Genomic DNA, 26,807 nt, shown 5'->3' on the forward strand with positions numbered 1-26,807 from the left:
ACGGGCCTGCCTCCCGGCCCCTCGTCAGTTCTCGGAGCGCGTTGGCCGGGGCGCCGCCGCATTGGCGGTGCCATCGCGCATCAACGCGTTCGCGTCGTCGATCCATTTCTGGAAGCGATCCGCCGCGTGGGCTCTTTGCTCCGGTGTTGTCAGGTTGGCAATGGTGACGGTCAGCGCCAGCCCGGCCTCGTTGTTGGCATCGTACCGGGCATTGCGCTCACGCGTAGGCGGGTTCTGCCAGTGGTCGCCATAGCGCCTCAGCATTTCCACGACCTGGGCCTTGGGCGGATGCTCGGCCTGCACCTGGCGCACCAGCGCCAGCCATTCCTGCTGGCGCTTGACGCGTTCCGCGTAGCGCGCCTCGGCGCCTTGCACCACGGGCGCCATGGCGCGGCGGATAGTGGCCTCTTGGTCACTTGAAAAGCGCCCGTAGACCAGCCGCGCGTAGTCCATCACCTTGTCGAACCGGGCTTCCTCGTGGGCCGCCGGGTCGGGGCGCAGGTATTCCTTGCGGTATTTGGCGTTGGCGTCCGCGAACTTCTTCTCCATGCGGGCGATCTGCTCAGGGGTCAGCGTCAGCAGCAGGTCGGCCACGTCGGGCGTGGAGCGATCGAAGGCGACGCGTGCCAGGCGCTGGGCGTCTTCCTGGATCTTGCCCACCGCGGTGGCGGAGACCGGTTGCTGTACCTCGCTCTTGGCCTGGCGCAGCAGCCTGGCGATCTCGGGCAGCTGGTCCTTGCGATGCCAGGCAAAGAAGCGGGCGATGGCGTCGCGGGTGAGGGGTTCCTGGCTGGCCGAGACGTCCACGTAGTTGTCGATCCACCAGTAGGCGAGCCGGTCGCCCTGCTGGTAGCCTAGCTTTACGGCATTGCAGGCCGTCAGGGCGACCACGGCTGTGACCAGAAAGAGACGCCGGAGACGGTCCCCGCGCAGGAAGGGATAAGCGGTCAAACGGCGCAAAACCCCCATGATAGAATCCTTTTCCGCGCGTTTTGGCACCTGATCGCGCCCGCGATTCCCAACCGTTGCTGGCTTTGCCGCCGGTTTCGGGCTTCGGGCCAGGACCCTGGCCAACGCTGCTGGCCCCCGGGCTCGCCAAGGGGGTGATTCATACTGTTTGCTGGACACACTCACTTAGGACCCTCCTTGTGAATATCGTCATTCTCGCTGCAGGAATGGGCAAGCGGATGAACTCCGCACTGCCCAAGGTCCTGCATCCTCTCGCGGGCCGGCCGCTGCTTGCTCATGTGATTGAGACGGCACGAAAATTGTTGCCGACCCGGCTCGTCGTGGTGGTTGGGCATGGCGCCGAGCGCGTGCGCGAGGCGGTTGGCGCGCCAGACGTTGCCTTCGCCCTGCAGGCCGAGCAGCTTGGCACCGGCCATGCCGTGGCGCAGGCGCTCCCATTGCTCGACGACAGCCAGCCGACGCTGGTGCTGTACGGCGATGTGCCGCTGACCGAAGCTGCCACGCTGCAGCGCCTGGTGGCCGCTGCCGGCAGCGAGCGCTTGGGCATCCTGACGGTCGAAATGGATGACCCCACCGGCTATGGCCGCATCGTGCGCGAGGCGGGCAAGATCGTGCGCATCGTCGAGCAAAAGGATGCCAGCGAGCCGCAGCGCGCCATCCGTGAGATCAACACCGGCATCATCCTGGCGCCCACCGGCCCCCTGCGTCGCTGGCTGTCCACGCTGCGCAATGACAATGCCCAGGGCGAGTATTACCTGACCGACGCCGTCGAGCGCGCGGTGGCCGACGGCATGGAAGTGGTTTCCGCGCAGCCCGATGCGCTGTGGGAAACGCTGGGCGTGAACAGCAAGGTACAGCTCGCCGAGCTCGAGCGCATCCATCAGCGCAACCTGGCGCAGCGCCTGCTTGAAGCGGGCGTGACGCTGCTGGATCCGGCGCGCATCGATATCCGCGGCGAGCTTACCTGCGGGCGCGACGTCACCATCGACGTGAACTGCGTGTTCGAAGGCCGCGTGCATCTGGAGGACGGTGCGCATATCGGCGCCAACTGCGTGCTGCGCAACAGCACCGTGGGCGCTGGCGCGCGGGTGCAGCCGTTCTGCCATTTCGAGGATGCCAGCGTTGGCGCGGCCGGCCGCATCGGCCCGTACGCGCGCCTGCGTCCCGGCACGGTGTTGGGCGAGGATGTGCACATCGGCAACTTCGTCGAGGTCAAGAACAGCCAGATCGCCGCGCACAGCAAGGCCAACCACCTTGCCTACGTGGGCGACGCCACGGTCGGCTCGCGCGTCAACATCGGCGCGGGCACCATCACCTGCAACTACGATGGCGCGAACAAGTACCGCACCGTCATCGAGGATGATGTCTTTATCGGTTCCGATACGCAGCTGGTCGCGCCGGTGACCGTGCGCCGCGGCGCCACCATTGGCGCCGGCACGACGCTGACCAAGGAGGCGGCGGCCGACAAGCTGACGCTGTCGCGCTCCAAGCAGATGACGCTCGACGCGTGGCAGCGTCCGGTCAAGCAAGTCAAGAAATAAGCCCCGCCGCCGCCTGGCCGGGATACGGCCGGGCGGCAATGGCAACTCGCGGGAGACGGCAGCGCCGTCCTCGCGCCAATCATCCGGTGCGGCCGTGTCCGCGCCCTGTGGGAGAAGAATATGTGCGGCATCGTCGGCGGGGTTTCCTCGCGCAATATTGTTCCGGTCCTGATCGAAGGACTGCGTCGCCTCGAGTACCGTGGCTATGATTCCTGCGGCGTGGCGGTAGTGCGCGACAACGCGCTCGAGCGCGCCCGCACGGTCTCGCGCGTGGCCGACCTGGACGAGCAGACCCGCGCGTCCGGCCTGGCCGGCATGACCGGCGTGGCGCATACGCGCTGGGCCACGCACGGCAAGCCCGACACCACCAACGCCCACCCGCATTTCTCGGGTGAGTCCATCGCGCTGGTGCACAACGGCATCATCGAGAACTACGAGCCGCTGCGCGAGGAGCTGCGCGCCGCCGGCTATGGCTTCGAGTCGCAGACCGACACCGAAGTGGTGGCCCACCTGATCCACCAGGTCTACACCTACCCGAGCAGCGCCACGCGCGGCGACCTGTTCGCCTCGGTGCGTGCCGTGACCAAGCGCCTGCACGGCGCCTATGCCATCGCCGTGTTCTCCAAGGACCATCCGGAACGCGTGGTCGGCGCCCGCGCCGGCTCGCCGCTGGTGGTGGCGCTGGGCGACAACGAATCCTTCCTGGCTTCGGATGCGCTGGCCGTGGCGGGTACCGCCAACCGCATCGTCTACCTGGAAGAAGGCGACGTGGTGGAAATCACCCGCGAAGGCGCCACCATCCGCGACGCGCACGACCACCTGGTCGAGCGCGAAGTGCGCGTGGTCGAGACGCACGCCGCGGCGGTGGAGCTGGGCCCGTACCACCACTTCATGCAGAAGGAAATCTTCGAGCAGCCGCGCGCGCTCGGCGATACGCTGGAAGGCATCGACGCCATTACGCCCGAACTGTTCGGCGAGACAGCCCAGAGCGTGTTCAGCGAGATCGACAGCGTGCTGATCCTGGCTTGCGGCACCAGCTATTACTCGGGCTGCACCGCCAAGTACTGGCTCGAATCCGTGGCCAAGATCCCGACCCAGGTCGAGGTGGCGAGCGAGTACCGCTACCGCGAAACCGTGCCCAACCCGCGCGCGCTGGTGGTGGTGATCTCGCAGTCTGGCGAGACCGCCGATACCATGGCCGCCCTGCGCCACGCCAAGTCGCTGGGGCACTCGCATACCCTGGCTGTGTGCAATGTGTCCACCAGCGCCATGGTGCGCGAGACCGCGCTGCGCTTCCTGACGCGTGCCGGCACCGAGATCGGCGTCGCGTCGACCAAGGCCTTCACCACCCAGCTCGCCGCGCTGTACATGCTGACCCTGGCGCTGGCTAAGGTACGCGGCAGGCTCACGGCCGAGGCGGAAGCCGCGGCGCTGACCAACCTGCGCCACCTGCCCGTGGCCCTGCACGGCGTGCTGGCGCTGGAGCCGCAGATCATCTCCTGGTCCGAGGACTTTGCCCGCCGCGAGAATGCGCTGTTCCTGGGCCGTGGCCTGCATTACCCGATCGCCCTGGAAGGCGCGCTCAAGCTCAAGGAAATCTCGTACATCCACGCCGAGGCCTATCCGGCCGGCGAGCTCAAGCACGGCCCGCTGGCACTGGTGACCGAGGCCATGCCCGTGGTCACGGTGGCGCCCAACGACGCGCTGCTGGAAAAGCTGAAGTCCAATATCCAGGAAGTGCGCGCCCGCGGCGGCCGGCTGTATGTGTTCGCCGACAGCGACACCCACATCCATTCCACCGAAGGCATCCAGGTGATCCGCCTGCCCGAGCACTACGGCGACCTGTCGCCGATCCTGCACGTGGTGCCGCTGCAATTGCTGGCTTACCATACCGCCTGCGCGCGCGGCACCGACGTGGACAAGCCGCGTAACCTGGCCAAGTCGGTCACGGTGGAGTAACGCAAGCGATAGCTGCAAGCCGCGCCGCATGGCCAGGAACGCCTGGCTGGCCGGGCGGCATGGCCGGCATGAGCAAGCGTCTATTCATAAGCGTCCATTCATGCCAGTTACCGGTGGAGGGCGCGCGGCCAGGTGGCCAGCTGCGCGTCGATGCTGGTCTCAGGATGGCCTCTCGGCTCGCCACCCGCTATCGGTGAGTTGCCTACTTTGGTATCGGCCACCGCCGCCGGTTCGCCTCATTCGTTTGGCGGACTTGAACAATCCCGGCCAATAGCCAAGAATCTCGCACGGTTGTGTTTTCGCCGAAGACGTGCCCGGCACTGGGCCTCCTGCAGATCCAGATCACCAGATCAGCGGGAAGAAGACAAAAAGATAAGAAAATAAAACATCAAATACGATAATGCGGACCAGGTGCTCTGGGAGTCCCGCCGCACACCTTGCCTCGAGAATGACTGAAGATTGGCTTGCGGGGCGGCTCCTCTGCCGCCCAGGATTGCTGGCGTGCCCAGCTGGCGGAGTCACGCGCCTGCAGCCCAGCCATTCTCGTTGTCCCTGCATCCTGGCAGCGGACGGTCATGGTCACGGTCATGCGTCATGCAGCGCAGCAGGACCGGCCTTGTGATCCGGCCACCTGGTTTCGCCGCATGAGCGCCGCCGCCCCGCCCCGGCGCCATGGCGCTGGCGTCATGCTGGCCCGCCGCCTCCATGCGGCCGGTCTTGTCGGCATGCTGGCCTGGCTGCTGGTGGCGCGGGCCTGGGCCTCCGATGCCGGCCCGCTGCCCCTGCAAAGCCCCGACGTGTCCTGGTTGCGCGATCCGGGCGGGCGGCTCACGATCGCGCAGGTTGCCGCGCATGACAACGGATTCCAGCCATTGCGCGGCGGCCTGAGCGAGGGTTTTACCCATGACGTGGTCTGGCTCAAGGCAGTGCTGCCCGCGGCGGCCCAGGGTGGCGAGCGCTGGCTGGAGATCTGGCCGGGGGCGCTTGACGATGTGCGCCTGTACCAGGCAGCGGCGAACGGCGCCTGGGTGGAGCGCCGCAGCGGCTATGCGCTGCCCATCGAGGCCCGCGACGGCCCCGATGGGCGTAGCCGCAACCTGGCCTTCCGGCTTGCGCAGCCGCAGCCGGGCGATGTGCTCTACCTGCGCATCCGGACCACCGGCACGATGGCGGCCGCATTGCGGCTGTGGCATGGATCCGAGCTGCGCGCGGCAAGCGCGGCTGCCGACATCGGCTATGGCATGCACCTGGGTTTCGTGGCCACGGCGGTGCTGTTCTACCTGGCGGGCTGGCTGCTGACCCGCCGCGCGCTCTACGGCGCTTTTTCCCTGCTCATGGCCGTGGCTACCCTGCGCTGGCTTGCCGCTGACGGACTGGCCAGCCAGTTTCTCTTTCCGCGCGATGCCACCGTGCCGCTCCTGGCCGCCAAGGCCCTGGTGGGGCTTCAATGGGCGTGCGCCAGCCTGTTCGTGATCTGCCTGCTGCAGTTGCGCGAGCGCGCGCCGCGCCTGCTGCGCTATTACCAGGGCCTCATGCTGACGGGCCTGGCGGTCGCCTTGTCGTCCTCGAGCGACTCCTACGGTCCCGCGGTTTGCGTGCTCTATATCGGGGTGTTGCTGGGGCAATTGCTCTCGATACCCGTCTATCTTCGCCTGTGGCGCACCGGAGGCGCTTCCGGACGGCTGGTCGCAGCTTCGCTTTCACTGTATTGCCTCATCATCCTGCCTGGCTGCCTTGGCGCGTTCGGCCTGATGCCGCTGAGCCTCACCACGATCCAAGGCGCACACCTGCTCGACCTGCCGCTGATGCTGGTGCTGCACCTGACCATTGCGCTGCGCGTGCGCGAAGCGGAAAGCGAGCGCAAGAGCGAGCGGCAGCAGGCCTGCGAGGCCATGGCGTCTTCCCTGCGCGAGCGGCGTGCGTTCGAGGAGCAAAGCCGTTTGCTCGCGATGATGACGCATGAGGTCCGCACGCCGGTGGCGGTGATCGATGCCGCGGCCTATAGCCTGCGCCTGCTCGACGACATCGGCGGCGACCGCGCCCAGCGCGAGAGCCGCTACCAGAGCATCCAGCTGGCCGTGCGGCGGCTGAAGCTCCTGATGGAGCTGGCCGAGGCGCGCGAGCGGCTGGTGCCCGGCGAACAGCAGCTCGACACTGCGCCATTTGGCTTCGCCGAACTCAGCCGCGATGTGCTCGCGTCGCTCGAGCCGCACGCGGCGGCCCGTGTGTCCCTGGAGGCCGGGGCTGGGCTGCCCCAGCTCGATGGAGATATCCGCCTGCTGCACTTCGCCTTGCTCAACCTGCTCGACAACGCGCTCAAGTACGCCTACCCGGCAAGCCGCATCCTGATCGACATCGCCGCCGGCATGCGCGAAGGCGTGCGCGGCGTGGCCTGGCGCATTCGCGACCAGGGGCCCGGCGTGCCCTTGGGCAAGGAGGACGTGATCTTCGAGAAATTCCGCCGGCTCGGCGAGATTGCCGACCAGCCCGGCCTTGGGCTGGGCCTGCCGCTGGCGCGCAAGATCATGGAGCTGCATGGCGGGACCCTGTGCTGCGATCAGGGCTGGCGCGAGGGGGCCTGTTTCGTGGCGTGGCTGCCGCAGGCCGCATGACTGTCGTCGCCGCCCTTGCGGCTTCCGATGCCGCCCCGACGGGGATGCCCGAAGGGATGGCCAAAGGGGTTCCCATCGCGCTGGTCGAGGACAACGAGCGCCTGCGCACGGAGCTGGCCTTTCACTTGAGCCACGCCGGCTATGCTGTCGCGAGCCTGGCCGATGCAGCCGCGCTGGACGCGCACCTGGCCAGCCAGCCGTGCCGGCTGCTGATACTGGACCTGGGCCTGCCGGATGAGGATGGGCTGTCGATCTGCGAGCGCCTGCGCCGGACCCGGCCCGACTTGGGCATCGTCATGCTGACCGCGCGCGGCATGGCACACCACCGGCTCGCCGGGCTGCGCGGCGGCGCCGATGGCTATCTTGTCAAGCCGGCGCGCACGGAAGAGCTGCTGCTGGTGATCGCCAACCTGCTGCGCCGCCTCGGCCCCGTGACGCCTGACTTTCCTTTGCCGGCGCCGGCCTGGCGCCTCGATGCGCGCCGTCTCATGGCCATCACGCCGGCTGGCAACGCGCTCCTGCTCACGCGCATGGAAAGCCAGCTACTGCAGGCCTTGCGCCGCAGCGCGCCCGATGCGGCCGGCCGCCGCCAGTTGGTGGAGGCGCTGGGTGGCAACTACCTTGACTTCGACGAGCACCGGCTCGAGGTCGCCATCAGCCGGCTGCGCGGCAAGCTCGCGCGGGCTTGGCCGCATGGCCCGGCGATCCGCACGGTGCGTGGCGTTGGCTACCTGCTGGTGCAGCGCTGGCTGGGCCAGGCTGAGGGATAGCGCTGGGAGGCCGGCGGCGAGCGGTCTTGCGCTTGTTGCGCGCTTGCGAGCATTTGTGCGCATTTGTGAGTATTTGTGAGCTTTGCCGGCGCGGATTTTTGTATGCTCACCCCCCGTCACGGGGCTGGCCGGTTGGCTTGAAGGTGTCGTCCACCGCGCGGGAAACCTCGATGCCCGCCACACCCGGGAAGAAGCATCAGAAGCACAAGTAGCGTGGAGCAAGAATGAGGCAGAGCGAGCTATTGGGAAGAGTGGCCAACGGGGCGATCCTGCGCATCGCTCGCGATCCCTGGGGCAGGCTCTTGCCAAGCGTCGTGCTGGTGGACGCCGGGGCGCAAGGCAACGACGAGGTCATTCACCGCTGGCAGATCCGCAAGATGATGGATTCGGGCTTGCTACAGTACGACGGCAGCACGGCCGAGAACTCCAGCATGTACGTCCCGACCTGCGCCGGGCTTGCGATTGGCAATGCGTGGAACCGCGCGAAGGCGAGAGCCGCGGCGGCCGGGGCAGCTGCCGCCGGCCCGGTGCCGGGCTCGGACTAGATCAGTCCTGGCTTGCCACGCAGTTCCTGCCCGCGGCCTTGGCCCGGTAAAGGGCCTTGTCGGCCGCTGCCAGCACATCGTCCAGCGTGTCCCCGGCGCCAGGCATCGTGGCGCAACCCAGACTGACCGTGCAGCGGATGTCCACGCCATTGAAGTGGAACGCGTGCTGCTCCACCGCTTGCCGGATGCGCTGTGCCGTCGCCCTGGCGCCATGCGCATTGGTCGACGGCAGCAGCAGGGCAAACTCCTCCCCGCCCAGCCGGGCAATGATATCGATGGCGCGCAGCACGCCCTGGCAGCAGGCGACCAGTTCCTTGAGGACATGGTCGCCCGCCGCGTGGCCGAGGTTGTCGTTGATGGCCTTGAAATGGTCGGCATCCAGCATGACGACCGACAAGGGTTGCCGCAGGCGCCGGGCACGCACCACTTCTGCCTCGCCGACGTCGAAGAAATGCCCGCGGTTGGCGGCTCCCGTCAGGTGGTCCCTGGTGAGCAGCTCTTTGACCTTGTCGATGCTGAGCTTGCGTTCCGTGACATCGCGCAGCACGACCGAGTAGCCGGAAACCTTGCCGTCGATTTCCTCCAGCGCCGCCACCAGCAACTGGCCCCAGTAACGCCGACCGTCACGGGTGACGCACCATAGCTCTTCCACATGCCAGCCGCTTTCGCGCGTGAGCCGGAGCTGCTCGTCGGCCCGCGCGGTGAAGTCGCTGTCCGGATGGCAGAACAGGCGCAGCGTGGCGCCTTCCACGTCCTGCCGCTCGAAGCCGGTCTGGCGCTGGCCGGACTGGTTCCAGCTGTCGATCCGGCCGGTGGCGTCCAGCGAGAAGTACGCGAAATCATTCACCGCCGAATAGACCGCGGCGAGCCAGGATTCGGTCTGCTTGAGGCTGCGCTCCTGCGCTACCACCTTCGAGATGTCCGTGAGCACCACCATCGTGCAGTCCTGGGCGACGCGCAGCATGGAGCAGGACAGGACATTGGGCTCCTGCTGCTTGCGCGTGGGCAGGAAGATGCGATGGTTCTCGCAGATATAGCCGCGCTCATGCGCGAACGTGGCCGCCATGCTCCTTAGCTCGGGAGCCAGGTCCTCGAATACGGCAAAGAGATTGTCCAGGCTGCCCGTGCGCGAGATGGGCATCAACACCTGGGCTGCCTTGGGGTTCGCCATCGCCACGTTGCCGGCTGCGTCGATGCGCAGGATGCTTGCCGGAGACATATAGAGGAAGGTCAGCAATTCCTCGTTCTCGGCCGCGAGAGCGGCCAGGTCGCCCTGGCTCTCCCCGGGATGTGCCATTGCCATGGCGCGCCTATCGCTGGATCAGCACATAGCGCCGGTCGTGGCCGGGGCGCATGAGCAGGCGGAGCTTGACCGGCGTGGGGCGCATGCGCAGGGTGAGGACATAGTCGATGGTTTCGTCCAGCGAGCCGGCATCCTCGAAGCGCTGGGCCACCATGAAATTGTTCATGCAGATGGCCACCTCGGCAAAGAAATGCCGGCCGAGCACCCGCTCCTGGGACAATCCCGCGAGCCGCGATTCGGTGGCGTTGTAACGCTCGACGATGCCCGTCGACGCAAAGCCGATGGCGCCGAAGGGCAGTGCGTCGGCGTCCTGCGCCGAGAGGCTATCCAGCTGCTCCAGCGAAATCTCCGAAAAACTCATCCTCATCCTCATTTTCCAATCCGGGGTTCACAATGCCTGCGGCCGGCGCCGCGCCTACCTGTGCTCGGCAGACCTGAGGAAGCTCGCCGAGATCTCCCGCGTCAGCAGGCTGATGGCTTCCATCTCCCCATCGGACAGCCCGCCCGCGCAGGCCGTCGGGCCCCAGTCTCCGCAGATCATGGCGACGCAGCGATTCTTGATCATCACGGGCGCCAGCAGGATGGAACGGGCATCGGGCATCTGTTCCCGATACCAGCGGGGCACGCGGTGCGCCACCTCTTTGTCGAAGGAATCTTCGAACAGCAGTGGCTTGTTGCCGATGGCGGCGAAGTGAAAGATATCTGGGACGAAGCCCTCTTCGAAGGATAGCGCTTCCATCTTCTCGCGCATGCCCTCGCCAAATCCAACCCGTGCGCCAAAACGCTTCGCCATGGGATTGAGCAGCATGAGGAAGCAATGGGAGAAGTTCAGCGCCCGCATGGCCGATTCGAGCACCAGCGGCGCCAGCTCGGAGACCGGCAGCTCGCCGCCCTCGCGCCTTACTTCCTGCAGGCTTTGCTCAAGGCGCTTGAGGGCATCCTTCGGCTTGCCGGCATTCAGGGCGGGAGTCGCCTCGGCTGCCTCGGGTGACTCCGCGTTGGTCATGGAGACGTTCAGTGCCAGGGCCTGCCGGACTGCGCTTTCCACCGCACCTGCTTGCAGGCCCAGTGCCTCGGCGTGATCCAGCAGCAAGGACTGGACCTCTTCCTGCGGCGCGTCCCTCGCCACCAGCGTGGCGGCCCGGGAGGAGACGTTGGCAATTGCGCCCAGCCAGTCGGCATGGGATTCCAGCACAGAATCCGCGTCGAAGCGCTGGCAGCGCATCGATGTCGCGATCAGGCTGGGCAGCCGCCATTTGATCGCCGCAGCTGCCGCGACGTCTTCGAGGGTGACGCCCAGCACTTGCTGGCACGCTTCGCTTTCCTTCTCGGCATCGCCCTTGCACAGGGTCTGGATCTGTTCCCACTCCTCGGCAAAGTAGAAGACCAGAAGCAGGCGGCTCATGTGGTGCATCAACGTGCAGACCACGGCTTCTTCCGCCTGCCTGATGCCTTGGGCGTTGCTAAGCGCGCGCGTGAACTCGCCGGCGATCATGGCCTGCTTCAGTTCAGTGGAAGCCTGCGGCCGGTTGATGGCTACCCCGGAGAAATAGTCCAGCAACTGGACCCCGAGCGTGAGGTGGCTGATCGCTTCGACCCCCAGGACCAGGATGGCGCGCGACACCGTCGTGACTTCGCCCCCGAACGAGCGGTACATGGCGGAGTTGGCCAGGCGTATGACCTTCTGCGACAAGCTGAAATCGCAGAGCACGCCCGCGGCCATCTCGCCGACGCTGGTGTCGCTGTTGAGCGTCTTGAAGACGTTGTCGATGCAGAACTGCAGCGTGGGGAAATCCCCTTGCTGCGCCATGCGGCCCCATAGTGTCTCGAAGAGCGTCTTGTTTGACATGGTTGACATGGCGGCGTCTACTTCGAGAACACTTGGGCGCTGCCAAGCTGGAGCGTGCCGGCTTGTGCCTGGTCCACGAACTGGGCCGGGCTCATCGCCTTTGCATAGCGCCAGCCCTGCACCAGCTCGCAGCCTTGCTCGGCCAGCAACTGGCTTTGCTCGTCCGACTCCACGCCTTCGGCGATGGCCACCAGCCCGAGTTCCCGCGCGAGCGACAACACGGCAAACACGATGGTCCGCGCATGCGGGGAGTTCATCATGTCGGCCACGAAGCTCTGGTCGATCTTCAGCGCCGAGAGCGGGAAGCGGCGCAGGTACGACAAGCTGGAGTACCCCGTGCCGAAATCGTCGACAGCGAACCGCACGCCCAATGCGCGCAACTCCATCAGCAAGTCCTGCGCCGCCTCGGGGTCGGTCATCAACGCGCCTTCCGTGATCTCCAGGACCAGCCGGTGCGAGCTGACGCCGGCATCCTTGATGGCCCGCCTGACGCTGTCGGCGAAGCCGGGGTGCCTGAACTGGACCGGAGAGACATTGACCGATATGTATCCCACGTCCAGCCCGAGCGCGTCCCAGCTTGCCAGCTGCGCACAGGCGCAGCGCAGCGCCCACGCCCCGAGATGGTTGATGAGGCCGTTATGCTCCGCAACCGGGATGAACACGCCGGGCGGGACGGACCCCGTCGGGTGTTGCCACCGCATCAGCGCCTCGACCGCGCAGACCTTGCCGGAGCCGGACCACACGATCGGCTGGTAGTGAAGCAGGAACTCGCCGTTCTGGACGGCCTCGAACATGTTCTGTTCGATCCGGAACTGCTCGTCCAGCCGATGCTCCAGCTCCGGCGTGTAGACACAGTATCGATTCTTGCCCTGAGCCTTGGCGTCATACATGGCCAGGTCCGCACGCTTGAGCAATTGCGACTCGGACTGATGCGCCAGCGTGCCGAAGGTGAGCCCCAGGCTGGTGGTGACGCGGATCTGGCAACCGGCCAGGTGAAAAGGCTGCCGGCAGACATGGATCACCTTCTCCACGATGCCGATGGCGGCAGCTTCCGAGGCGATTCCGTCCAGCAGCAGCACGAATTCATCGCCGCCCAGCCGCGCGACCATGTCCGTCGGGCGAACCGCCCCGAGCAGCCGCACGCTGACTTGCTTGAGCAAGGCGTCGCCAAATTCATGGCCGAGCGAGTCGTTGACCTTCTTGAACCCGTCGAGGTCCATCAGGGCAAGCGCAAATGGCGCCTTTCCCGTGCCATCCCCGGCAAAGTACCCGGCAATGCGTTCGCGCACCATGGCGCGGTTGCCTACACCGGTGAGCGGATCGCGAAAGGACGCCTCGATGAGCCGCTCTTCATTGTCGACCCAGTCGGTCACGTCGTAGCCAAACAGCAGCAAGCTCGGGTTGCCGTCCTCGTCGGCGTGGCGGCACACGCGCAGGTCCAGCCAGCGGCTTTCGCCGACGCCGCCGGAGAAGCGGATGCGGCCGGTCCTGCAGGGCGCGTCCTGCTCGCAGGCACGCAGCAGCTCGGCAAGCTGCTCGCGCTGCTCGAACGAGACGACATCCAGGATCGAGGATTTAAGAAGGTATTCCCGGGGATAGGCAAGCAACTGCGCCGAGGCTTCGGTTGCCAGGATGATGTTGCCCGCGACATCGATCTGCAGGGCGAGCGCGCCCGAAGCCTCGAGCAATGCCCAGGCATCCCGCGCCGACCCCCCGGCTGATAACAGTGGGTTCCGGTCGGAGGATGGCCATTCAGGGGACTCCTCCGCCAGAACCGCGTCATATGTAAACGACGTCATGGAACTCTGGTTGAAACTCGGGCCGAATTGAGCGTCTTGTCATCGAACGCCGCCAGCGCCGCCGTGCCTGGCTGTCTCGCACATTAAAGTGATTTTGGGCGCATGTTACCCAAGCTGCGCATGCCAGTTTAACGCTTAACCGCGAGCTGCGATCACCGGAATGCGTTACCTGGCAGGAGTTTGTGGCGCCGTTGCACAGAGGGCCCCGGTACATCGATGGCCCAAGCGTGGCCGCCCCGGATTTACCGGGCAGGCGCCGCCCCGCGAACGTCCGCGGACTTACTGCCTTTAGAATGCAGCACAAACCAATCGGAGACCGTGCATGCTGTGGAAATCCCCCCCCTCCCTGAAAGACCTCCAGGCTCGCCACAAGGACACGGCTGTCGAGCAGCTGGGCATCGAGTTCACCGAGATCGGCGAGGCTTCGCTCAGTGCACGCATGCCGGTGGACCGCCGCACCGTGCAGCCGCATGGCATCCTGCACGGCGGCGCTTCGGTGCTGCTGGCGGAGACGCTGGGCAGTTGCGCCGCCAGCCTGTGCCTGGATAGCGAGACCCAATATTGTGTCGGGCTCGACATCAATGCCAACCATGTGCGCGCGGCGCGCACGGGCTTTGTCACCGGCACCGCCACGCCGGTGCATATCGGCCGCACCACCCACGTGTGGGCCATCGAGATCCGCAACGAAGAAGGCAAGATGGTGTGCGTCTCCCGGATCACCATGTCCATTCTCTCGCGCTGATCGCCGCGGCCCGAAGGCCGGCGTGGTGCAATGTCCCGTCCTTGGGCAAGCGCGCGGGCGCCGTTGTACGCCTCGTGCAGAGTTTTTCATTTCCGGCTAAACTGCGCCCCGCACTGCAAGCGGGCGCCAAAGTGCGGCGTCCCGGCAGCGGCGGGGTGGCAGAGTGGTTATGCGACGGCCTGCAAAGCCGTACACGGCGGTTCGATTCCGTTCCCCCGCCTCCAGTATTCCGGTCATGGCCAGGGCGATCGCGCCATGCAGCCTGGCTGCCGCGATGCATCGCGCTCCTTTCCATTTCCCTTCGTTCTTTCCCTTTCCCGTCAGGCTATTTTGACTTGGCCCCGCCGCATTCATTCGGTGGATAAGGCGTCGTTTATGCCGTTTTCCCCGCTGGAACAAGTCGCTCGAATCATGTAGTGTGAAGTCAGCGCAGTCCATCCATGACAACCTCCGCCATCGTGCGTGGCGGGGAGATAATTGCAATGACAAGAGATCTGCGTATCCGCGCCGCACAACCGGCCGATTGGCCGGCAATCGCGGAAGTCCTTGAAGCATGTGGCCTCGCCAGCGACGATCTCGATCCCTCGCTGGCGTTGTTCCATATTGCGGTGCTCGACGGCGGCATCGTCGGTTGCGCCGGCGCCGAAGGCTATGGCGACACCGTGGTCGTGCGCTCGGTCGCGGTATTGCCGCCTTATCGCGATCGCGGCATCGCCTCCCATATGGTTTCCGCCATGCTCATGCGCGCCCGCGCCAACGGCTGCACGCGCGCCGTGTTGCTGAGCGCCAGTTGCCCCAGCTACTTTGCCCGCTACGGCTTCTCGCTGATCTCGGCGGATCGCCTGCCGCCGGAGGTACGCGCGTCGCGCGAGTTCCGGCAGCAAGAAGGCGCGCTGCCGCTGTGCATGTGTTGCGAACTGAAATGATCTGCCCGACGTGCCGATGACCGTGACGAACCCGACGAACCAGGCGGACCCGACCCGGGCGGCGAGCGCTGTCCCCTTCGATTGCCTGGTCTATATCGGCCGTTTCGAACCCTTCCACAACGGCCACTTCGCCATGCTGCGCCAGGCGCTGGCGCTGGCCAGCACGGTGATCGTGGTGCTGGGTTCCGCTGGCGGCGCCCGCACCGTCAAGAATCCGTTTTCCGCGGATGAGCGCCGCCAGATGATCCAGGGCGCTGTCGCGGCATGGGACGCCGCGCGCGTTGCCGACCTGCGCTTTGTGGTGGTGCGCGACTATTACGAAAGCGCGCGCTGGACGGCGGCGGTGCGCGCCGTGGCGGGCGCGGCGATCGAGGCTTGCGCGCATGGGACGCCGCGCGTTGGCCTGTTCGGACATTTCAAGGATGCCTCTTCGGGCTACCTGAATGACTTTCCCGGCTGGGAACTGGTGCCGCAGCCCAGCTTCGGGCAGCTCAACGCCGCCGACGTGCGCCGGCAATGGTTTGAGCAGCAAGGCGGGCTGGAGGGGCTGCAGAGCGTGCTGCCGCAGCCGGTGGCCGCCTTCCTGCGCGAGTTCGCCGGGCGCGAAGCGTTTGCGACCTTGCTGGCCGAGTATCGCTTCTTGCAGGACCACAGCCGCCGCTGGGCCGCCGCGCCGTATGCGCCGGTCTTCGTGACCGTGGATGCGGTGGTGCGCTGCTGCGGCCAGGTGCTGCTGATTCGCCGCGGCGGACAGCCCGGCCGCGGAGCCTGGGCGCTGCCCGGTGGTTTCCTGGACCAGCATGAGCGCGTGGCCGACGCGGTGCTGCGCGAGCTCGACGAGGAGACGCGCTTCGGCTTGCCCAAGGCGGCGTTGCAGCAATCCTTGCGAGACCAGGCGCTGTTCGATCATCCCGAGCGCAGCCAGCGCGGGCGCACGTTGACCCACGCTTTTTTCTTCGACCTGCCGCTCGATGCGCTGCCTGCCGTGGCCGCCGCAGACGACGCGGCCGCGGTGCGCTGGGTGCCGCAACAGGCGTTGCTGGCGCTGGAAGGGCAGATGTTCGAGGATCACCTGCTGATCCTCGATCGCTTCCTGCACCTGTTCGACGGCGAGGCGCAGCCTGCGGGCTGAGCGGTTCGCCGCCAGGTTCAGTGTCCGCCCAGGTACGCCTGCGCCAGCGCGGCGAACAGCTCCGCGCTCACCTTGGGCGCCAGGCCCGTCGCCGGACACCATTCCCACATCGGCTCCCATGCAAGCTACGACCACCACGCCAGACGCGGCCGCCGCGCTGGCGCTGGAGTTCGTGCGCGGCATGGCCTGAACGGGCTACCAGCCACTATAGGGCGCGCCCGCCATCCGGTGGGCGGCGAAGTGCTCCGCCAAAAAGTCCACGAACGCGCGCACCTTGGCCGTGAGGTGGTCGCGCGTGAGGAATACGGCGAACACATCGGCTGGCGGCGTCTCCCAGTCTGGCAGCACCTGGCGCAGCCGCCCCGAGCGGAGCATCGGCGCCACCTCCCATTCCGAGCGCATCAATATGCCGTGACCCTGCAAGGCCCAGCCGAGGGCCACTTCGCCATCGTTGGTGCTGGCCGGCCCGCGCACCTTTACGGTTTCTTGGCGGCTGGCCGAGCGCAGGTGCCAGGTGCCGTAGGTGGCGTCGCTCTCCCGGATCACGATGCAGCGGTGCTGCTGCAGCTCGCGCGGCGATGCCGGCTCGCCGTGGCTGGCCAGGTAGCGCGGCGCGGCGCATAGCAGGCGGCGGTTGTGCGCGATGGGCCGGGCGGCGAGGCGCGCATCGGGCAGATCGCCCACGCGGATGCCGACATCGAAGCCCGCCTCGGCCAGGTTCAGCGGCCGGTCCGTGAGTTCCAGCTGCACCTCCACCTCCGGGCAGGCCAGCAGGAAGGCGCCCACCGCCGGCGCCACGTGGCGCCGGCCGAAGCCCAGCGTGGCGTTGACCCGCAGCAGCCCGCGTGGCGCCACCCGGCTGCCGCCAAGCCCTTGCTCCAGTTCCTCCAGCTCGGCCAGGATGCGCGCGCCCTGCGCCAGGTAGGCCTCACCCTCCTGCGTGACGCTCAGGCGGCGCGTGGTGCGGTTGAGCAGGCGCACGCCGAGCCGCGTTTCAAGCGCCGTCAGCCGCTTGCTGGCGGCCGACGGCGTGATGCCGAACTGTTGGGCTGCGCTGGCCAGGCTGCCGCGCTTGACCAGGGTGACGAAGAAGGCGAGGTCGGAGAAGTTGTCCACGATGCGGTCCGAGGCCTGATTGGTGAAATGGGCGACTGAATGAAAGTCTTTTGGTGAAATTATAGCGATGGGTTCAATGGTTAAACTGGCATCTCAATAAGCGCGGCGGCGTCGGGGGCGTTCCCTGGCAGCCAGCCTGCCACCCAGGAGACCCCACATGAACCGCTTTACCGCCATCGCCCGCCGGATCTGCCGGACGCCGCTCGCCATGAGTGCTGTTGCCTTGTCCGTTGCGCTCGCGCCGGCGGTGGCCTCGGCCCAGACGTTTCCCGCGCGCCCGATTCGCCTGATCGTGCCGTTCGCTCCGGGCGGCAGCGTCGACATCGCCGCGCGGCTGGTCACCGAAGCGTGGGGCCGGCAACTCGGCCAGCCCGTGGTGGCAGACAACCGTGCCGGCGCCTCGGGCAATATCGGCATGGACCAGGTGGCCAAGGCCAAGCCCGATGGCTACACGCTGGCCATCAACAACGTGGCGCTGGCGGTGAATCCTTCGCTCTTCGCCAGGCTGCCGTTCGACACCGAGCGCGACCTGACGTCGGTTGGCACCATGGGCACCTCGCAGCATGTGCTGGTGGTGACCAACGGCCTGCCGGCCAAGAATGTGAAGGAACTGATTGCGTTGGCCAAGAGCCGCCCCGGGCAGCTCAGCTTTGGCTCGGCGGGCACTGGCAGCACCTTCCACATGGCGGCGGAGCTGTTCAAGTCAGAGTCCGGCACGGCCATCCTGCACGTGCCATACAAGGGCGGCGGCCCGGCCATGGTCGATACCATCGCCGGCCAGGTGCAGCTCAGCTTCCCGGTGCTCTCCGCCGCGCTGCCGCAGGTGCAGGCCGGCAAGCTGCGCGCGCTGGCGGTGACCGGGCCCAAGCGCTCGCCGCTGCTGCCCGATGTGCCCACCATTGCCGAGGCGGGCCTGCCCAACTACGCCTTCGAGACCTGGTTCATCGTCAGTGCGCCGGCCGGCACGCCCAAGGCGGTGATCGCCAAGCTCAACCAGACGCTGAACCAGGCACTGGCCGCGCCGCAGATCAAGGCGCGCCTGCTCAAGGAAGGCTTCGAGCCGCTCACCATGAGCCCGTCCCAGGCCGACACCATGCTGCACAAGGAAATCAAGCGCTGGGCCGCGCAGATCAAGCAGGCCGGCATCACGCCGGAGTAAGCGCGGCGCTTTCTGCCGCGCATTTTTTCAACGCATATCAAGCAGGCTGTCCCATGTCAGGCCTTACCTACTATCGCAAGCTGGTGGATTCGCACACCGTGGCCGCGCTCGATGCCGACCACGTGCTGCTCTACGCGGATCTGCATCTGATGAACGAATACACCAGTCCGCAGGCCTTTGCCGGGCTGGCCGCGCAGGGCAGGGGCGTGCCGTCGCCGGGCCAGCAGGTGGCGGTGGTGGACCACATCATCCCCACCCACGCCGAAAGCCCGCGCCGCATCCAGGATCCCGCCTCGGCGCTGCAGGCGCGCAACCTCAAGCGCAACTGCGACCAGCACGGCATCCCGCTGTTCGATACCGATGACGCGCTGCAGGGCATCGAGCACGTGATCGCGCCTGAGCACGGCATGATCCGGCCGGGCATGGTGGTGCTGTGCGGCGACAGCCACACCACCACCTACGGCGCGCTGGGCGCGCTCGGCTTTGGCATCGGCACGTCCGAGGTGGAGCACGTGCTGGCCACGCAGACGCTGGTGTACCGCGTGGCGATGGACATGCGCATCCGCGTGGACGGCGTGCTGCCGTGCGGCGCTACCGCGAAGGACATGATCCTGCATATCATCAGCCGCATCAGCGCGCAGGGCGCGCGTGGCTATGTGGTGGAGTTCACCGGCAGCGCCATCGCCGCATTGTCGATCGAGGCGCGCATGACCTTGTGCAACATGACGGTGGAAGCCGGCGCGCGTGGCGCGCTGATCGCGCCGGATGCGGCGGCCATCGAATACGTGCTGGCCCGCGCCGCCGATATCGATGCCACGCTGCGCGAGCGCGCGCTGGCCTGCTGGCGGGCGCTGCATTCCGATGCGGATGCCAGGTTCGACAGCGAACTGGTGTTCGACGCCAGCAACGTGGCGCCGTATGTGAGCTGGGGCACCAGCCCCGACCAGGCGATCCCCATCGATGCGTGCGTGCCGCCGGTGGAGGATGCCATCGACGACACGGCGCGCAGCGCTGCCGCCAAGGCGCTGGACTATATCGGCCTGCAGGCGGGCGCCACGCTCGAAGGCCTGCCGGTGCAGCGCGTGTTCATTGGTTCCTGCACCAATGGGCGCATTGAAGACCTGCGCGCTGTGGCCGCCATCGTGCGCGGGCGCAAGGTGGCCGCAGGCGTGCGCGCGATGGTGGTGCCGGGCTCCGGCGCGGTGCGCCAGCAGGCCGAGGACGAAGGCATTGCGCAGGTGCTGCTGGACGCCGGCTTCGAATGGCGCAAGCCGGGTTGCTCGATGTGCCTGGCCATGAACGACGACGTACTCGCGCCGGGCGAGCGCTGCGCTTCCACCACTAACCGCAATTTCGAGGGACGCCAGGGGCGCGCCGGGCGCACCCACCTGATGAGTCCCGCCATGGCCGCCGCGGCGGCGCTGACCGGCTGCATCACCGATGTGCGCCGCCTGGAGCCAACCAATGCCTGATGCCATGCCTGACTACGATTCCGACCTGATCGCCGCGCTTGGCGCGCCGCTGCCCATCGGCAACCTCGACACCGACCAGATCATGCCTAAGCAGTTCCTGCGCATCATCGACAAGGCTGGGCTGGACCGTGGCCTGTTCTACGATATGCGCTTCGACGCGCAAGGCGTGCCGCGCCCGGCGTTCGCGCTCAACCAGGCGCGGTACCAGGGCGCGGGCGTGCTAGTGGCCGGCCCGAACTTTGGCTGCGGATCGAGCCGCGAGCATGCCGTCTGGGGGCTGCAGCAATACGGCATTCGCGCGGTGATCGCGCCCAGCTTTGGCGAGATTTTCTACTCGAACGCGATCAACAACCGGCTGCTGCTGGTGATGTTGCCGCAGGCAGAAGTGGATGCGCTGATGGCCGCGGTGTCGGGCAGCGCGCCCGCGCGGATCGAGATCGACCTCGCGGCGATGTCGGTGAGCGCCGGCGCGCTGCGCTTTGCCTTCACGCTGGCCGAGCGCCACCGCACCATGTTCCGCCAGGGACTGGACATGATCGGCGCAACGCTGGCACAGTCGTCGCAAATCGCCGCGTTCACGCGGCGCCATCACCAGTCGCAGCCCTGGCTGCAGGACGTCGCCGCCAAGACCATGGCGCGGCTGTCCGCCTGAAGGAGGACGGAACGTGTTCGAAGGATTCACGCAGCATCGCATTCCATGTGGCGACGTCGAGATCCACGCCGTCGTCGGCGGCCAGGGCCCGGCCTTGCTGCTGCTGCATGGCCATCCGCAAACGCATGTGATCTGGCATAAGGTGGCCGCCACGCTGGCGCGGCATTTCACCGTGGTTGCCACCGACCTGCGCGGCTACGGCGATAGTGGCAAGCCGGCCGGCCTGCCGGACCACGCCAACTACAGCAAGCGCAGCATGGCGCAGGACCAGGTCACGGCGATGCGCGCGCTGGGCTTCGAGCGCTTCCTGGTGATGGCGCATGACCGCGGCGCTCGCGTGGCGCACCGCATGGCGGTGGATCATCCGGATGCCGTGCAACGGCTGGTCACGCTGGATATTGCGCCCACGCTGGCGATGTACGAGCAGACCAGCCTGCAGTTCGCGCTGGCCTACTACCACTGGTTCTTCCTGATCCGGCCCGCGCCGTTTCCCGAGACGCTGATCGAGGCCGATCCGGCGCTCTACCTGCGCAGCACCATGGGCAGCCGCAGCGCCGGCCTGGCGCCGTTTACCGAGGCGGCCATGGCGGAGTACCTGCGTTGCCTTAGCCTGCCGGGCGCGGCGCACGGGCTGTGCGAGGACTATCGAGCCAGTGCGTCGATCGATCTCGAGCACGACCGCGCCGACCTGGCCGCCGGGCGCAAGGTCGAGTGCGGGATGCTGGCCCTGTGGGGCGAGCAGGGCGCGGTAGGCCGCTGCTTCGCGCCGCTGGAAGAGTGGCGCAAGGTGGCGCGCAACGTGAGCGGCAAGAGCCTGCCGTGCGGGCACTACATGGCCGAGGAAATGCCGGCGCTGCTGCTGGACGAGACACTGCCCTTCCTGTTGGGAGCAGCTCAAGGATAAGGATAGGGATAGGGATAAGGATAGGGATAAGGATAAGGATAAGGATAAGGATGCAACGGGCGAATGCGCTGCGAGCCGGGCTGGCTTACACTCGCTGTCTTCGCCCCTGTGCCTAACCGAACGCGTTCCCCAGCCCATGCCGCCCCGCAAGAATCCCGCCGCTGCCACCGAAACGCTCGATACACTCGCGCATGGCCGCGCTGCTAGCGACCAGGCCATCCAGCTGCTCGACGGCGCCGTCGACCACGTGCTGGAGCACGGCATCGGCGACTTGTCGCTGCGCCATATCGCCGAGGCGCTCGGCACCAGCCACCGCATGCTGATCTACTACTTCGGCTCGGCGGACCAGTTCTGGGAGGCGGTGCTGCGCCGCATCCGCCATGCCGAGCTGGATGCGCGCGCCAGCCTGGCCGCCAGCGAGTCCGATCCCGCGCGGGCGCTGGAGGTGGCCTGGGCGCGCTACTCGGCCGACAACTACCTGCCCATCATCCAGTTGCTGTTCGAGATCTACGGCCGCGCCATTCGCGATCGCGAACGCTTCCAGGTGTTCCTCGACGATGTGATAGGCAGCTGGACCGGCGCGCTGACCGAGCGCTTTCACAAGCAGCTTGGATTGAGCACGAGCGAGGCAAAGCTGCGGGCTCGCATCGAGGTCGCCACCGTGCGCGGCCTGTTGCTGGATCTCGTCACCACGGGCGATCGCAAGGGCACCACGGCCGCGCTGAAATACTTCGCGCGCATGCTGAATGCGCCTGGGGCCCCGGGCGCGAAATCCGCACCAGAAGCCTGATGCGTACGCGGCGCCGGCGTCGGCGCCGCGGTCCCGAAAAAATTTTTTCCTCTTCATGTACCACATGGTACAGTAAACCGGATGCACCTCGATGCGAGGGTGCCGATCAAGGGATGCGAGAGGAGATCGAAGTGAACAGACGCACACTGATACTAAGCGCCGCGCTCGCCGCGGCGGGCATGGCATGGGGCGCAGCCGGCTGGGCGCAGGACTGGCCGCAGCGCCCGGTCAGGCTGGTCGTGCCGCAGGCCGGCGGCACGGGCAACGACGTGCTCGCGCGCGCGCTGGCCGAAACGCTGGGCAAGCGCTGGGGACGCAGCGTCGTTGTGGAAAACAAGCCTGGCGCCAACGGCGTGCTGGCCATCAACTATGTGCTGCAGCAGCCGGCCGATGGCTACACCCTGTTCTTCGCGGGCGTGTCCAACCTGGCCTTCAATCCTTTCCTGTACCCCGCGTTGCCCTATGTGCCGCAACGCGACCTGACCGGCGTGGCGATGCTGGCCAACTCGCCGTTCGTGCTAGTGGTCGCGCCGGCGATGCATGCCACCAGCTTTGCCGAATTCGTGCGGCTTGCCAAGGCGCGGCCGGGCGGCATCAGCTACGCCTCCGGCGGCATCGGCAACTCCACGCACCTGGCCATGGAGCTGGTGGCCGAGCGCGCAGGTGTCAAGCTGCAGCATGTGCCGTTCAACGGCGCCGGCGGCTCGACCAGCCTGATGTCGGGCGAGACCCCGGCCATGATGAATGTGGTGGCGGGTGTGCAGCCCTATATCGCCGGCAAGAAGCTGGTGGCGCTGGCCGTGACCGGCGAGCGGCGCCTGGCCGCGCTGCCCGATGTGCCGACTTTCAAGGAGCTTGGCTACGACGTGGCGGTGCCGGGCTGGTACGCCATCGTCGCAAAGACCGGCACGCCGGCGGCGCTGGTGCGGAAGATCAACGCCGACATCAACGCGGCCATGGACGAGCCGGCATTCAAGGACAAGCTGGCCAACCAGTTCCTCGACCCGATCAAGGGCCCGCCGGCCGAAGTGGAGCGCCATATGCAGCGCGACGCGCAGGCCTGGGGCCCCATGATCCGCAAGCTCGGCATCGCCCTCTGATCCCGGCCGGGTGCGCCCGCGCCCGCCCGCACCCGCCCGCACCCATTACCAAGCAAGGAACCAAGGAGACTAGACATGCCCCACATCACGACCGCCGTGCGCGACTATCGCCTGGCAATGATGCACGCGCTGATGGACCGCATCCGCGTTGACGCGCTGGTGTTCAGCACGCCGGACTTCTTCCAGTTCGCCACCAATTTCCAGCTGGATGTCTGGCCGTGGGAGCGCCCCGTTTTTGTGTTCGTGCCGCGCAACGGCGAACCCTTCGCCGTGATGAACGAGCTGTCGACCAACCACATGCGCCTGTGCACGGAAAAGGAAAAGGTCTGGCTGCGCGATGTGACGTACTACGCCGAGCATCCGCGCGTGTCGCAGCGGCTGGCGCTGGCGCCGCAGTTGCCCGAGGTGGTGGCGTCGCTGCTGGCGTCGCACGGGCTGGGCGGCTCGCGCATTGCCGTGGACGTGGCCCACCCGATTCTCGCGGCGACGCAGCGCTACCTGCCGGAGCTCGCGCTGCGCCCGGCCATGGCGGAGATGCGCGCCATGCGCTGGGTCAAGCATGCGGAAGAACTGCGGGTGATGCGCGAGCTTGGGAGCCTGACCGACTGGGTACAGGAGCGCTACCGCGAGAACATTCGGCCGGGGCGGCTGGTGCAGGAGCTGGACCATGCCATGTCGGCGCTGATGGTGGAGGAGGCTGCGCGCCGCTTTCCCGGCGAGGATTTCGATATCCTCAAATGCTGGACCCTGACGGGACCGGCCTCGGCCTCGCCGCATGGCGACGGCGCCGCGTGCGGCGCGCGCATCGCGGCCGGCGATACCATCGTCAACCTGATCCTGCCGCGCCTGAATGGCTACTACGTGGAGAACGAGCGCACGTGGTTCTGCGGCAAACCGGACGAGCGCCAGGCACGCTGCTACCAGGTTGCCGCCGAGGCCACCGACGCGGCGGTGGCAGCGGCGGTGACCGGCCGGCGTGTCTGCGACATGGACGCCGCCGCGCAGGCCGTGATCGAGCGCGCGGGGCTGGGCGAGTACATCTTCCACCGCACCGGCCACGCGGTCGGGCTGATGCTGCACGAGTATCCGGAAGACATGGCCTTCAACACGCGCGCGCTGCTGGACGGCGAGGTCTACTCGGCCGAGCCGGGCATCTATGTCTATGGGCTGGGCGGCTTCCGGCTCGACGATACGGTCGTGGTGGGCGAGCGCCCGGAGGTCATCGTGAAGACGCCAAAGACACTGGAGTACGCAACCGTGGCGTGACGCCAGCGGCAAGCGGGGAGAGCGCGGGGAGAGCGCGGGGATAGTGGGGGGATAGTGGGGGGAAGCCGTATGTGACCGGGGGACATCGTGGCGGGCATCGGCGCGCAATCCTTGGGCCAAAGGCACGTGCCGGCGCACCGGCGCGGGGCGTTCGAGGATAAAATGCGGCCGACGCCTGCCACCTGCCGCCTTGTCAACCGTGATGCATGCGGTGCTCGGACGCCTCCCCCTCGACATGGACGACTCTCCCCAGCGCGCGCCACTTTTGCCCTGTCATGCCAATCCCGCGAACACGCCGCCCGCTGGGGCGTTGCCCACGCATCTTGCCGCGATGCTCGATAGCGTCGCGGATGGTGTCATGTCGCTCGACCGCGAGTGGCGATTCGCCTACGTCAACCAGACCATGGAGCGCTTGCTCAAGCGCAGCCGTACGGATCTCGACGGGCGCGGCATCTGGGAGTGCTATCCGGACCTGATTGGCTCGGCGTATTACCGGACGTTTCATGAGGCCGCTGCCAGCGGCGCATCACGCACCTGCACCGCCTACTATGTCCCGCTGGCATGCTGGTTCGAAGCGCGCGCCTTTCCCGATGCCAACGGCCTTACCGTGCTCTTTCGCGACGTCAGCCGCGAACGGCAGCAGTCGGCACAGCTGGAATACCATGCCGACCACGACTACCTGACCGGCCTGGCGAACCGCCGGCGCTGCACGCAGGTGCTGGCGCGCGCGGTGGCGCAGGCGGCAGAGCAGGCTGCACAAGCCCAGGTTGCGGTGCTGCCGGCCGGCATGCAGGCGCAAGCGCCGCAAGCGGCCGGGGTGGTGGTGCTGTTCGTCGATCTCGACCGCTTCAAGGAAGTCAACGATGCCTTTGGCCATGCAGTGGGCGACACGTTGCTGTGCAAGGTCGCCGAACGCTTTCGCGCGCTGCTGGCGCCTTCGGCTTTTGTCGCGCGCGTCGGTGGCGACGAGTTCGTGTTCATCCTGCGCGACGCACGGCCGGGACAGGCCGAGCGCTTTGCCGGCACCATCCTGGCCGGCGTGTCGCAGCCATTCCAGGTGGACGGCCACACGCTGCTGCTGGGTGCCAGCGTAGGGATCGCGCAGTGGCCCGAGGCCGGCGACACCGCCGACACCCTGTTGAACCACGCCGATGCTGCCATGTATGCGGCCAAGGCTGCGGGGCGTTTCCAGTTCCGCGTCTTCCACCTGGACCTTGCCCAAGGCTTGCGGCAGCGCTTGCAGTTGCGCGCCGACCTGCATGCCGCGATGGCCGACGACCAGCTGGTGCTTCACTTCCAGCCGCAGTGGTCGCTGCCGGATGGCAGGCTGGCGGGCGCGGAGGCGTTGTTGCGCTGGCAGCACCCAACGCGCGGCCTGCTGCCTCCCGCCGCCTTTCTCGATGTGCTGCTGGAGTCGCCGCTGGAGCCGGCGGTGGGGCTGTGGGTCATGCGCGCCGTGTGCCGCCAGATAGCGGCCTGGCGGCGCGGCGGCCTGACGGTGCCCAGGATCTCGCTCAATCTGTCGGCGCGGCAGCTGGTCATGCCGGGGCTGGCGGGCTTGCTGGCGGACCTCGCGCGCGAGCATGAGGTGCCATGCGGGCTGCTGGACGTGGAAGTCACCGAGGACACGCTGATGACCGACCTCGACAGTGCTGCGGCGGCGCTCGACGAGCTCAGGCACTGCGGCATCAGCGCCTCGCTGGACGATTTCGGCTCCGGTTACTCGAGCCTGGCCTACCTGACGCGCCTGCCGGTTGTGACCCTCAAGATCGACAGATCATTCGTTGCAGTCCTCGGCAGCGCACCCGAGGCCCTGGCGGTCATTCGCGGGGTCATCGCGCTGGCGCGCTCGCTGGGCATGAGAACCCTGGCCGAAGGTGTGGAGACCCACGTCCAGCAACGCTTGCTGGCCGAAGAGGGCTGCGATGCGGCACAGGGCTACCTGCTTGGCCGGCCGATGCCGGCAGCGGATTTCGCCGTGGTCATGGGCCAAAGTGTCGTGGCGAGGGGGGATTGACGCGGCGCGGCAACAGCCCCCGCCGTGCCGCAAGCATGTGCCGTCCCGGAGGTGCATAATCGCTCACCGATACGTTGAGCCCTAGCCCGATTTCTCCGGCCTCAACATACATTCATGAGCGGATGTATAATTCCGTAATTATTCGCTTGTCCCTGAGCGATTGTTGCGGAAATTGACCATGACT

The 26,807-nt window shown here is 67.1% G+C and carries 22 protein-coding genes and 1 tRNA gene; 17 read left to right on the top strand and 6 right to left on the bottom strand.

All coding sequences use genetic code 11. From position 1 onward, the window contains the following. Nucleotides 1–24: 24 nt before the first annotated feature. The gene (locus RR42_RS01450; RefSeq protein WP_043351178.1) at nucleotides 25–891 is read right to left on the bottom strand and encodes a DUF6279 family lipoprotein; all 867 of its coding nucleotides are present in this window, start codon (nucleotides 889–891) and stop codon (nucleotides 25–27) included. Nucleotides 892–1,148: 257 nt separating this feature from the next. Here RR42_RS01450 and glmU point away from each other — a divergent pair, with 257 nt between their 5' ends. The 5 genes from glmU to RR42_RS01475 all read left to right on the top strand — a co-directional run bounded on the left by glmU (nucleotide 1,149) and on the right by RR42_RS01475 (nucleotide 8,396). Beyond that, nucleotides 1,149–2,510 carry a bifunctional UDP-N-acetylglucosamine diphosphorylase/glucosamine-1-phosphate N-acetyltransferase GlmU gene (gene glmU / locus RR42_RS01455; protein ID WP_043343188.1) on the top strand — a complete coding sequence of 454 codons (1,362 nt, stop codon included), beginning with the start codon at nucleotides 1,149–1,151 and terminating at the stop codon, nucleotides 2,508–2,510. A 120-nt stretch (nucleotides 2,511–2,630) separates the two neighbouring features. Next, nucleotides 2,631–4,469 carry a glutamine--fructose-6-phosphate transaminase (isomerizing) gene (gene glmS, locus RR42_RS01460; protein ID WP_043343191.1) on the top strand — a complete coding sequence of 613 codons (1,839 nt, stop codon included), beginning with the start codon at nucleotides 2,631–2,633 and terminating at the stop codon, nucleotides 4,467–4,469. A gap of 644 nt (nucleotides 4,470–5,113) precedes the next feature. Further along, a complete protein-coding gene (locus tag RR42_RS01465) occupies nucleotides 5,114–7,081 on the top strand; it encodes a sensor histidine kinase (RefSeq protein WP_043351180.1) in 1,968 nt (655 codons plus the stop codon). After that, nucleotides 7,078–7,851, top strand: a complete 774-nt coding sequence (locus tag RR42_RS01470) for a response regulator transcription factor (RefSeq protein ID WP_144409725.1) — start codon at nucleotides 7,078–7,080, stop codon at nucleotides 7,849–7,851. The genes RR42_RS01465 and RR42_RS01470 overlap by 4 nt, the downstream gene beginning before the upstream one ends. A gap of 224 nt (nucleotides 7,852–8,075) precedes the next feature. Then, complete coding sequence (locus RR42_RS01475) at nucleotides 8,076–8,396, top strand: hypothetical protein (RefSeq protein WP_043343193.1); 321 nt, start codon at nucleotides 8,076–8,078, stop codon at nucleotides 8,394–8,396. 1 nt (nucleotide 8,397) lies between these two features. On the opposite strand, the gene RR42_RS01480 is transcribed toward RR42_RS01475, so the two are convergent. From RR42_RS01480 to RR42_RS01495, 4 genes are read right to left on the bottom strand one after another with little or no spacing between them, the layout of a single operon-like run. Further along, nucleotides 8,398–9,699: a sensor domain-containing diguanylate cyclase gene (locus RR42_RS01480; RefSeq protein WP_082054779.1), complete on the bottom strand. Its 1,302-nt coding sequence runs from the start codon at nucleotides 9,697–9,699 to the stop codon at nucleotides 8,398–8,400. 7 nt (nucleotides 9,700–9,706) lie between these two features. After that, on the bottom strand, nucleotides 9,707–10,060 hold the full coding sequence (locus RR42_RS01485) for a phosphonate transporter (protein WP_201777352.1): 354 nt from the start codon (nucleotides 10,058–10,060) through the stop codon (nucleotides 9,707–9,709). Nucleotides 10,061–10,114: 54 nt separating this feature from the next. Beyond that, complete coding sequence (locus tag RR42_RS01490; protein ID WP_236701957.1) at nucleotides 10,115–11,557, bottom strand: HDOD domain-containing protein; 1,443 nt, start codon at nucleotides 11,555–11,557, stop codon at nucleotides 10,115–10,117. Nucleotides 11,558–11,565: 8 nt separating this feature from the next. After that, the gene (locus tag RR42_RS01495; RefSeq protein ID WP_236701958.1) at nucleotides 11,566–13,236 is read right to left on the bottom strand and encodes a putative bifunctional diguanylate cyclase/phosphodiesterase; all 1,671 of its coding nucleotides are present in this window, start codon (nucleotides 13,234–13,236) and stop codon (nucleotides 11,566–11,568) included. 433 nt (nucleotides 13,237–13,669) lie between these two features. On the opposite strand from RR42_RS01495, the gene RR42_RS01500 reads away from it, so the two are divergent. The 4 genes from RR42_RS01500 (at nucleotide 13,670) to RR42_RS01515 (ending at nucleotide 16,147) form a co-directional block, all read left to right on the top strand. After that, on the top strand, nucleotides 13,670–14,089 hold the full coding sequence (locus RR42_RS01500) for a hotdog fold thioesterase (RefSeq protein ID WP_043343203.1): 420 nt from the start codon (nucleotides 13,670–13,672) through the stop codon (nucleotides 14,087–14,089). A gap of 149 nt (nucleotides 14,090–14,238) precedes the next feature. Continuing rightward, a tRNA-Cys gene (locus tag RR42_RS01505) sits at nucleotides 14,239–14,313 on the top strand. A 258-nt stretch (nucleotides 14,314–14,571) separates the two neighbouring features. Next, nucleotides 14,572–15,015, top strand: coding sequence for a GNAT family N-acetyltransferase (locus RR42_RS01510; protein ID WP_043343206.1), 444 nt, complete (start codon nucleotides 14,572–14,574; stop codon nucleotides 15,013–15,015). 22 nt (nucleotides 15,016–15,037) lie between these two features. Continuing rightward, nucleotides 15,038–16,147, top strand: coding sequence for a bifunctional nicotinamide-nucleotide adenylyltransferase/Nudix hydroxylase (locus tag RR42_RS01515; RefSeq protein ID WP_236701959.1), 1,110 nt, complete (start codon nucleotides 15,038–15,040; stop codon nucleotides 16,145–16,147). 195 nt (nucleotides 16,148–16,342) lie between these two features. Here the strand turns inward: RR42_RS01515 and RR42_RS01520 are convergent, their stop codons facing one another. Further along, nucleotides 16,343–17,263, bottom strand: a complete 921-nt coding sequence (locus tag RR42_RS01520; protein WP_043343209.1) for a LysR family transcriptional regulator — start codon at nucleotides 17,261–17,263, stop codon at nucleotides 16,343–16,345. A 157-nt stretch (nucleotides 17,264–17,420) separates the two neighbouring features. Between RR42_RS01520 and RR42_RS01525 the strand changes: the two genes are divergently transcribed. The 8 genes from RR42_RS01525 to RR42_RS01560 all read left to right on the top strand — a co-directional run bounded on the left by RR42_RS01525 (nucleotide 17,421) and on the right by RR42_RS01560 (nucleotide 26,623). Next, on the top strand, nucleotides 17,421–18,422 hold the full coding sequence (locus tag RR42_RS01525; protein WP_043343213.1) for a Bug family tripartite tricarboxylate transporter substrate binding protein: 1,002 nt from the start codon (nucleotides 17,421–17,423) through the stop codon (nucleotides 18,420–18,422). A gap of 53 nt (nucleotides 18,423–18,475) precedes the next feature. Continuing rightward, on the top strand, nucleotides 18,476–19,894 hold the full coding sequence (gene leuC / locus RR42_RS01530; RefSeq protein WP_043343215.1) for a 3-isopropylmalate dehydratase large subunit: 1,419 nt from the start codon (nucleotides 18,476–18,478) through the stop codon (nucleotides 19,892–19,894). Next, the gene (leuD, locus tag RR42_RS01535; protein ID WP_236701960.1) at nucleotides 19,887–20,546 is read left to right on the top strand and encodes a 3-isopropylmalate dehydratase small subunit; all 660 of its coding nucleotides are present in this window, start codon (nucleotides 19,887–19,889) and stop codon (nucleotides 20,544–20,546) included. The genes leuC and leuD overlap by 8 nt, the downstream gene beginning before the upstream one ends. A 13-nt stretch (nucleotides 20,547–20,559) precedes the next feature. After that, nucleotides 20,560–21,450, top strand: a complete 891-nt coding sequence (locus RR42_RS01540) for an alpha/beta fold hydrolase (RefSeq protein WP_043343218.1) — start codon at nucleotides 20,560–20,562, stop codon at nucleotides 21,448–21,450. 136 nt (nucleotides 21,451–21,586) lie between these two features. Continuing rightward, nucleotides 21,587–22,240 (top strand): TetR/AcrR family transcriptional regulator, encoded by a 654-nt coding sequence (locus tag RR42_RS01545; protein WP_043343221.1) that lies wholly within the window; start codon nucleotides 21,587–21,589, stop codon nucleotides 22,238–22,240. 131 nt (nucleotides 22,241–22,371) lie between these two features. After that, nucleotides 22,372–23,340 (top strand): Bug family tripartite tricarboxylate transporter substrate binding protein, encoded by a 969-nt coding sequence (locus RR42_RS01550; RefSeq protein ID WP_052494729.1) that lies wholly within the window; start codon nucleotides 22,372–22,374, stop codon nucleotides 23,338–23,340. A gap of 75 nt (nucleotides 23,341–23,415) precedes the next feature. Beyond that, nucleotides 23,416–24,606: a M24 family metallopeptidase gene (locus RR42_RS01555; protein ID WP_043343223.1), complete on the top strand. Its 1,191-nt coding sequence runs from the start codon at nucleotides 23,416–23,418 to the stop codon at nucleotides 24,604–24,606. A gap of 235 nt (nucleotides 24,607–24,841) precedes the next feature. Beyond that, complete coding sequence (locus RR42_RS01560) at nucleotides 24,842–26,623, top strand: EAL domain-containing protein (protein WP_043343224.1); 1,782 nt, start codon at nucleotides 24,842–24,844, stop codon at nucleotides 26,621–26,623. Nucleotides 26,624–26,807: the final 184 nt, after the last annotated feature.

Source organism: Cupriavidus basilensis (assembly GCF_000832305.1).
Classification (GTDB): Bacteria; Pseudomonadota; Gammaproteobacteria; order Burkholderiales; family Burkholderiaceae; genus Cupriavidus; species Cupriavidus basilensis_F.